The organism is Acidiphilium sp. (assembly GCF_049977125.1).
Classification (GTDB): domain Bacteria; phylum Pseudomonadota; class Alphaproteobacteria; order Acetobacterales; family Acetobacteraceae; genus Acidiphilium.
In genome coordinates, this window is the sequence record NZ_JBMFGY010000076.1 from 8,154 (window position 1) to 15,696 (window position 7,543).

A 7,543-nucleotide genomic window follows, 5' to 3' on the forward strand; every position below is an offset into this window, starting at 1 on the left:
CCGAGCGTGAAAGTGTTGGTCGACATGCTACTTGGTTTGATACCGAAGTAAATCGAATCGTCCGGCTTGATCTCAACCGTGAACTGCACCAGCCCCGTTGGTTTGACGATTTTCAGATCCAGCACCCGCGCCACCGCACCAGTCGATTTGTTGCTGCCAAACAACGTGTCGGAATTAGCGCCTGAAAATCCGTAGAAATCACCATCGATGCCTCCGCTGAGGTTAAGCGGGCCGAGCGGACCGCCATCGATTGTCATTGGCTTGACCGAGACCTGAGCGTGCGCCACCCCGCTGACCGCCATGAATCCGAGCCCTGCCCAAAGCAGAGTCCGCGTTGATACCAGTTTCATTCCAGATGCCTCACTGTTTTTAATTGATCATCGACCTGTCGAACCTCAACACGGCTCACCGAATCCGATGACCGATCGCCTGATGCCAAAACGGTCCGACCAGACTAGTCTCCGGTCCGACCCCTCACGTTGTATTGAATAAAACCGACAGGACTTTTGAACCCGACCCAATGGTGGCGTGAGAGCCACAGTAGGGTACTATGGCTGACATACAATTGAAGTTCAGGGTTGGACGAAGACCATGATCACGATAATGACCATCAAAATCGTTGGCACTTCATTGGCGATCCGGTAAAAACGTTCCGGTTTTACGTTCTGGTCATTCAGGAAATTCCTGCGCCATTTTGACATCGCGCCATGAAATCCACTCATCAGAATCACACAGGTAAATTTCACCCACCACCACGGCGCTGACCACGAGATTGCTCCAGGCGTCAGGATCAGAAGAATACCGAACAGCCATGAGGAAATCATCGCTGGCGTGGCAATTTGCTTGAGCAACCGCCGTTCCATCACCTTAAACCGCGCCGATTCGAGCGAACCAGGGGCGACCTGACAGTGATAAACATAGAGCCTCGGCAGATAGAATAGTGCCGCCATCCACGCGATGATCGACATCACATGAAACGCGAGATCCCAGCGATACAGCGGGGCGAGGAACGCAAATGTCATGCGTCTACCCGCGCGCCGACCACCAGACCGGTCACCTGATCCAGCCGCGTGATCAACCCGGCGGCACCGGCGGCGCGCAACTCTGCGCCGTCGCCATGTGGCGTAAACCCATAACAGGTCATTCCCGCCGCCACGGCGCCGGTCACGCCAGGTACCGAATCCTCAATCACCACACAGCGTGACGGGGCCACGCTTTCGGCGCGGGCGGCATCCAGAAATACATCCGGCGCTGGTTTCGGTCGCCCACCAGCAGCGAACAGGCGAGGTGCGCTGTGGGTTCGCCCCGCAGTCAGCGCTAGAAATCCGGTTCGACCAAATTTGGCCGTCATTTCTGCATCTGCCGAGTTCGACGCGATCCGCCATGCGATGCCGAGGCGATCAAGTTCTTCCAGAATGGCACGCGCACCGATGATCTCGGTCACTTCGGCTGCCATCGCTACCGCAATCTTGTCAACCATCCGATCGTTCCAATCGGCTGGCAACGGAGCGCCACGTTCAGCCTCAATCATTGGTTTCATCGCCCGCAGGGATGTACCAACGAAACGCATCATTGCCTGTTCTGGCGTCGTCGGAAGGCCATGCTCGGTCATGTCCGCGGCGACGACGCGTGCCGAGACGATCTCGCTGTCCATCAGGACGCCGTCACAATCAAAGATAACCAGATCGAACCGATGGCTCATACCGTTACAAGTGCCCGATACTTCGCCCAAGGGCAATCGCGGTTAGCCACACCGCAGGATCGCGCGCCGCGCGCCGAGCACAGCCCGTCACCATGGGCGATCGCGCGACGAGCGATACCCGCCAGAGCCGCGATGAACGCGGGATCGTCATTCGGTGCCGGAGATCGATAATAGCCGGGCAGATGCAGTTTTTCAGCGACCTCACGATATTCAACATCAAGTTCGACCAGCGTTTCGATGTGCTCCGACACGAAGGCGATCGGGATCACAACGACCGCAGTACCGTCATGCGCAGCCTGTTCGATTGCCTGTTCGGTCGAAGGCTCAATCCATTGCTGTGGCGTCGCACGAGACTGGAAACACACCTGATGATCAACCATCTCACCCAGGGTACGAGTAATCACCGCCATAACCGCCGCGGTACAGGCCTCGACTTCTTCCTGATACGGATCACCGGCCTTGACGATGCTTTCCGGCAGACCATGGGCTGAAAACAACAGCCTAATCGGCGTGCCTGCCGGCAGCTCCGCTCGCGCACGCGCGAGTGTCCCCATCACAAGCATCGCGATCGCGGCCGCGAAGGCAGGATCATCGTACCAGCAACAGACAGTCGTGGTTGGCACCACCAGACCGGATTTTGCTGCGGCCTCATGCCAATCCGCCAAGGAACTACCGGTGGTTGTTGTGGAAAACTGTGGGTAAAGGGGCAGAAGCAGAATTCGCTCGGGTGCCCAATCCTTGACCGCGCGGGCGACCTCGCCGGCGAAAGGATGCCAGTAGCGCATCGCGATAAAGCATTTCGAACCTGGCAAACTGGCCTCAAGCGCATCGGCTTGGCGCTGTGTCATCTCCAGAAGCGGCGACTTGCCGCCCATCAGCGCGTAGCCCTCCTCAGCTTTGCTCTGCGCCGACGCCGCGATCAGCCGTGCCAACCAAAACCGAATGAATATCGGTGCCCGGATGATTGCCGGATCGGAGAACAGATTGACCCGAAACGGTTTGATGCTGTCGACTCCATCCGGACCACCCAGATTGAACAGGATGATCGCGGTGCGGACGGGCAGAACCGGTTCGGTGTCATTCATATCCGTGAAGTAGCGTGTTCTCGCGAATCCTCAAGCAGCCGCTGCGGCAGAGATCGCAGCCGCTCAATCAACTGCGCGACATGTTCCAACGGCGTATCGGGCAAAATACCGTGACCGAGATTGAAGATATGCGGCAACCCAGCCAGTTCCCCGGCGATCCGCTCCACAGCGTGATCGAGCGAAACCCCGCCCGCGCGAAGCAATAGCGGATCCAGATTGCCTTGCAGAGCAACACTGCGAGGTAGCAGCCGTGCAAGTGCTGCTGCGTCCGTTGCGGTATCCATACCGAATCCTGATATTCCAGTCTCAGCGATATAGGGCAGCGCCATCAATCCGGCGAGCCGCGGAAACCCGATTACCTTTACCCCTGGGTGACGCAGGTGCAGCGCATCAACGATCCTGGTCGTCGGATGGATTACATGGGCTCGGAACAGATCCGGCGGCAGTAATCCGGCCCATGAGTCGAACAACATCACGCAATCAGCCCCGGCCTCAATCTGCCATGACAGGTAATCAATTGTCGCCGTGGTCATCAGCTCGATGACCGAAGCGACAAGCCCAGGGTCGCTGTAAGTTAACGCCAGACTGCGGGCAAAATTGCCGCCCTTGCCCTCAAGCATATAGCACGCGACGGTGAACGGGCTGCCGGCGAAGCCGATTAGCGTCGTCTCCGGTGGCAATTCGGCACGCACCCGCGCGACGGCCTCCATCACAGGTTCGGTACCTGCCTTGAGCCGGTTCAGATCGAGCCGGTCCAGATCGGACAGCGTCTCCAACCGTTCCATCAACGGACCTTCCCCCTCGGCATAGCGCAGCTTCTGTCCCAAGGCCCAGGGTGCGATGAGAATGTCGCTGAACAGGATCGCAGCATCGAGACCGAAACGGCGGATCGGCTGCAAGGTCGCCTCGGTAGCCATTGCGGGCGTCGTGCATAGCGCGATGAAATTGCCAGCACTTGCCCGTAGCTTGCGATATTCAGGCAGGTATCGCCCGGCTTGACGCATCAACCATACGGGAGGTGGCCAAACGGCCTCGCCATCCAGCGCTTTTAGAACCAACCGATCTGCTGTTTTTCCCGTCATGGTACCCTGACTAGCTTTAAATTGTTTTAGATTAAAGGATGGTTGTGGAGATTGACCCTGTTAATCATGGGGAACCCCGTGTGCCAAGAAACAACCCACAAACTTATCCACAGCTAGAGTCCGGTTTTAATCGCCTGATTCTACGTTAAAGCCTGACATTTTCCACATTCGCATAAACCCCTGCGTACAACAATCCACAGGGAGTCGGCCGACACGGGTTATCCGACTTGTCCCCCAGCACCCCTAGTCGGAGGGGAGTTATCCACGCTATGAAAAAGTTAATGGACGGTAAACGGCTCAATCTCCACCTCGTTTCGGACGCCACGGGCGATACGCTCAACGCAGTGGCGCGCGCTGCGACGGCCCAGTTCGAGGGCGCTAATATTCACCTCCATCGCTGGAGCTTGATCCGATCGCGGCTTCAGTTGCATCGTGTGCTTGAGGGGATCGAGGCGGAGCGGGGGCCGGTGCTGTCCAGCCTAGTCGACGAGGCATTGCGGGCCGAGCTTGCCCAGGCCTGTGAACGCCTCGGCCTGCGGTTGCTTCATATGCTCGATCCAGTTTTCCAACTGCTCGCCGAGGAACTCGGCGCGCCGACCCGGCCCACCCCCGGACGGCAATATGTGCTCGATGCAGACTACTTTCGTCGGATCGACGCCATGCACTATGTTCTCTCACATGACGATGGCCAGGCGATGCGCGGCCTCGCCGAGGCCGATGTTATTCTGGTCGGTGTCTCGCGCTCATCGAAGACTCCGACCTCTTTCTATCTCGCCAACCGCGGAATCAAGGCGGCCAACGTGCCGTTGGTACCGAGCCTCGGTGTGCCTGAAGTACTCGACAAACCGCGTTGCCCGGTTATTGGTCTGTTCATCGACGCCGCCCCATTGATTGAAATTCGGCGTCACCGCCTGCGCCTGCTTGGCGCGGCAACGGCGCCCGGTGCTGCCTTTCAGCGCGATCATGAGGATTACATTGATGATGATGCGGTTGAAGCGGAATTGCTTTGGGCGCGACGTCTTTGCTCGTCACGGGGCTGGCCGACCGTCAATGTCACGCGCCGCTCGATCGAGGAGACTGCGGCGGCGGTGCTTAAAATGATGGAAGCCTGGCACGACAGACACGACAAAGCCAAGGGGCTTCGCCCACTCGACCCAGCCTGACGATCTTTTAGCCCAGACTCGGGCTCAGTTGCTTCGCTCCAGCCATGCGCGATCAGCTATTTTGGGCGAGGGCCCGCACCAGGTCGGCGCGGCTGACGATGCCAACCAACTTGCCATCACGCAGCACGGGAACGCGTTTGATTGCCTTAGATATAATCAGCTTGGCGATGTCGCCGAGTCTGGTTTCCTCGGTGACCGAGACAACGTTGGAATGCATCACATGCAGAACCTTTTCACGCTCCGATTTGATCATGTTGAGATATTCCGGCGCAAGATCGGTGCCTTCAGCAAGCATTTGCAGCCACCACGATTGTTTTGGGGTCGGCTCGTCCGACCATTGCAACAAATCGGTCTCGCTGACGATCCCGAGCACGTGACCCTCTGGATCGACCACCGGCATGCCGCTGATATGGTGGGTTGCGAATAGTTTGGCGACCTGTCGGACCGAGGTGTCTGGCGGCACCGTCACAAGTTTACGTGACATCACGTCGGCCGCGGTCAATGTGGAGGTTTCAAGCATGGGAACGTCTCTCCTAGTTTGGCGTAAGGGGTTACCATGGCACAAACACGTTGGACGTCTTTGATCTGTCTCAAGCCGAGGTGCCAATTTCAGCGTGGGGACCGGTCGTACGACGGAGATCCTGTACCGAGCCTACCCTGGCAACAGTCTGGCTCTTGTGGCATTGATTGACTGGGTTTTGGACCGCGGCAGATTTGTCGCCACAGGGAGTACAGCGATGGCTAAGGTCGATCTGCTGCTGCTTCATGCTCCCAGTGTCTATGATTTCCGTGATCACGCGATCCTCTATGGCCCGGTCAGTGATATGATCCCGTCCTCGACCGTGTTTGAGATGTATCCGCTCGGCTTCCTGACGATCGCGAGCTATCTGGGTGACCGGGGACTCCAGGTCCGCATCGTCAATCTTGCGCTAAGGATGATGAACGATCGTTCTTTTGATGTTCCGCGGTTCCTGTCTGGGCTGAATCCCGCGGCAATCGGGATCGATCTACACTGGCTACCCCACTGCCACGGTGCGCTCGAAGTGGCACGTATTGCCAAAGAAATCCATCCTGCCGTACCGGTGATCATGGGCGGCCTGTCCTCGACCTACTATCATCGCGAGTTGATCACTTACCCGCAGGTCGATTTCGTGCTGCGCGGTGACAGCACTGAACCGCCGCTGCATCAGCTTTTGATGGCGCTGCGCGGCGAAGGACGCTTGGAAGACATCCCCAATCTGACTTGGCAGCGCTCTGGCGTCACCCAAGTAAACCCGCTGACCTTTGTTCCAACCACGCTTGACTATGCCGATCTCCGACCGGATTTGATGGTTGAGATGGTGCTGCGCTATCGCGACATGAAAAGCGTGGTGCCCTTCGATGGCTGGATCAAAAACCCGATCACTACGGTGTTCACGGTGAAGGGTTGTTCCTACGAATGCGTTACCTGTGGCAGCTCGGCCACCACCTGCACACACCTGACACGACGAACCAAGCCAGTGTTTCGCAGCCCCGCCAGCATCGTTGCGAACATGCGGATGATTGGTGGCCTGATCCATGGGCCGATTTTTCTGGTCGGCGATCTGTTGCAAGGCGGCCGCGATTACGCTGAGGAGATCTTGACCCGGCTACATGATGCGGCACTCGATAACGAGATCGTCTTCGAGTTCTTTACGGTCCCACCGGCGGCGTTTCTTGACAGTATCGCCAGGAACCTGCGCCGCTGGAGCATGGAGTTCAGTCCTGAAAGTCACGAACAGGCGGTGCGCGATGCCCAGGAGGGCGAAATCGGCTATACCAACGCCGATATGGAAGCGATATTGCTTCACGCGCTTCGCCTTGGCTGCTCACGAGTGGATGTATTCTTTATGATCGGACTGCCCGCGCAGACCACCGCTTCTGTCGCTGCCACGATCGAATATTGCGGCCATCTGATGACGCTGGGCGACAAACGGCTGTCCTGCTTCATTTCACCGATGGGTCCATTTATCGACCCCGGCAGCCGCGGCTTCGAAGACCCCGAACGCTTCGGCTATACGCTGTTCGCCCATACCTTGGAAGAACACCGTCAACTTTTGGTGCAGCCGACATGGGAGCGCATTCTCAATTACGAAACGAAATGGATGACAAGGACCGAACTGGTCGATGCAACCTACGACGCCGCCGAAACACTAAACGCGTTGAAAATGCGCCACGGCCGGATTTCACGCCGGCGCGGCCAGACCGTCGCTCGCCGGATCCAACGGGCCCGCACCCTCCGGACGGCCATCAATAAGGAACTCGCGCAATCTGGCACCATCGGCACTTACCTCCAACTGCGCGGTGACATCTCAGACTACAGCATGTCCACCGTCTGCGATAAACGCGAACTCTACTGGCCCAGTCGCTTCGTCAATTTCAACCTTGCTACCATCGCGCACATCGTCAGCCGCCACGTTAAGCGATGGGCTACTCCGGGTGATAAAATTTCGATCGCAGAGCGATAGAGCACGATGACATGGGTCTGATTTG

Annotated in this window: 7 protein-coding genes and 1 pseudogene; 2 read left to right on the plus strand and 6 right to left on the minus strand. The window is 57.8% G+C overall.

Translation table 11 applies throughout. From position 1 onward, the window contains the following. From ACP5E6_RS11970 to hemE, 5 genes and pseudogenes are all read right to left on the minus strand, one after another. Positions 1 to 302 (minus strand): annotated as a pseudogene (locus ACP5E6_RS11970) (outer membrane beta-barrel protein); the annotation flags it as partial. A gap of 270 nt (positions 303 to 572) precedes the next feature. Further along, a complete protein-coding gene (gene hemJ, locus ACP5E6_RS11975) occupies positions 573 to 1,022 on the minus strand; it encodes a protoporphyrinogen oxidase HemJ (RefSeq protein WP_427954467.1) in 450 nt (149 codons plus the stop codon). Beyond that, positions 1,019 to 1,702 (minus strand): HAD family hydrolase, encoded by a 684-nt coding sequence (locus ACP5E6_RS11980; protein ID WP_427954468.1) that lies wholly within the window; start codon positions 1,700 to 1,702, stop codon positions 1,019 to 1,021. Before ACP5E6_RS11980 ends, hemJ begins: the two co-directional genes overlap by 4 nt. After that, positions 1,699 to 2,787 (minus strand): ferrochelatase, encoded by a 1,089-nt coding sequence (gene hemH, locus ACP5E6_RS11985; RefSeq protein ID WP_427954469.1) that lies wholly within the window; start codon positions 2,785 to 2,787, stop codon positions 1,699 to 1,701. The genes ACP5E6_RS11980 and hemH overlap by 4 nt, the downstream gene beginning before the upstream one ends. Continuing rightward, positions 2,784 to 3,869, minus strand: coding sequence for a uroporphyrinogen decarboxylase (hemE, locus tag ACP5E6_RS11990; RefSeq protein WP_427954470.1), 1,086 nt, complete (start codon positions 3,867 to 3,869; stop codon positions 2,784 to 2,786). Before hemE ends, hemH begins: the two co-directional genes overlap by 4 nt. A 281-nt stretch (positions 3,870 to 4,150) precedes the next feature. Between hemE and ACP5E6_RS11995 the strand changes: the two genes are divergently transcribed. Beyond that, positions 4,151 to 5,032, plus strand: coding sequence for a pyruvate, water dikinase regulatory protein (locus ACP5E6_RS11995; RefSeq protein ID WP_427954471.1), 882 nt, complete (start codon positions 4,151 to 4,153; stop codon positions 5,030 to 5,032). Positions 5,033 to 5,084: 52 nt separating this feature from the next. Here the strand turns inward: ACP5E6_RS11995 and ACP5E6_RS12000 are convergent, their stop codons facing one another. Next, positions 5,085 to 5,552: a CBS domain-containing protein gene (locus tag ACP5E6_RS12000; protein WP_427954472.1), complete on the minus strand. Its 468-nt coding sequence runs from the start codon at positions 5,550 to 5,552 to the stop codon at positions 5,085 to 5,087. Between the two features lie 217 nt (positions 5,553 to 5,769). Between ACP5E6_RS12000 and ACP5E6_RS12005 the strand changes: the two genes are divergently transcribed. Then, positions 5,770 to 7,518 carry a TIGR04190 family B12-binding domain/radical SAM domain protein gene (locus ACP5E6_RS12005; protein WP_427954473.1) on the plus strand — a complete coding sequence of 583 codons (1,749 nt, stop codon included), beginning with the start codon at positions 5,770 to 5,772 and terminating at the stop codon, positions 7,516 to 7,518. Positions 7,519 to 7,543 lie beyond the last annotated feature (25 nt).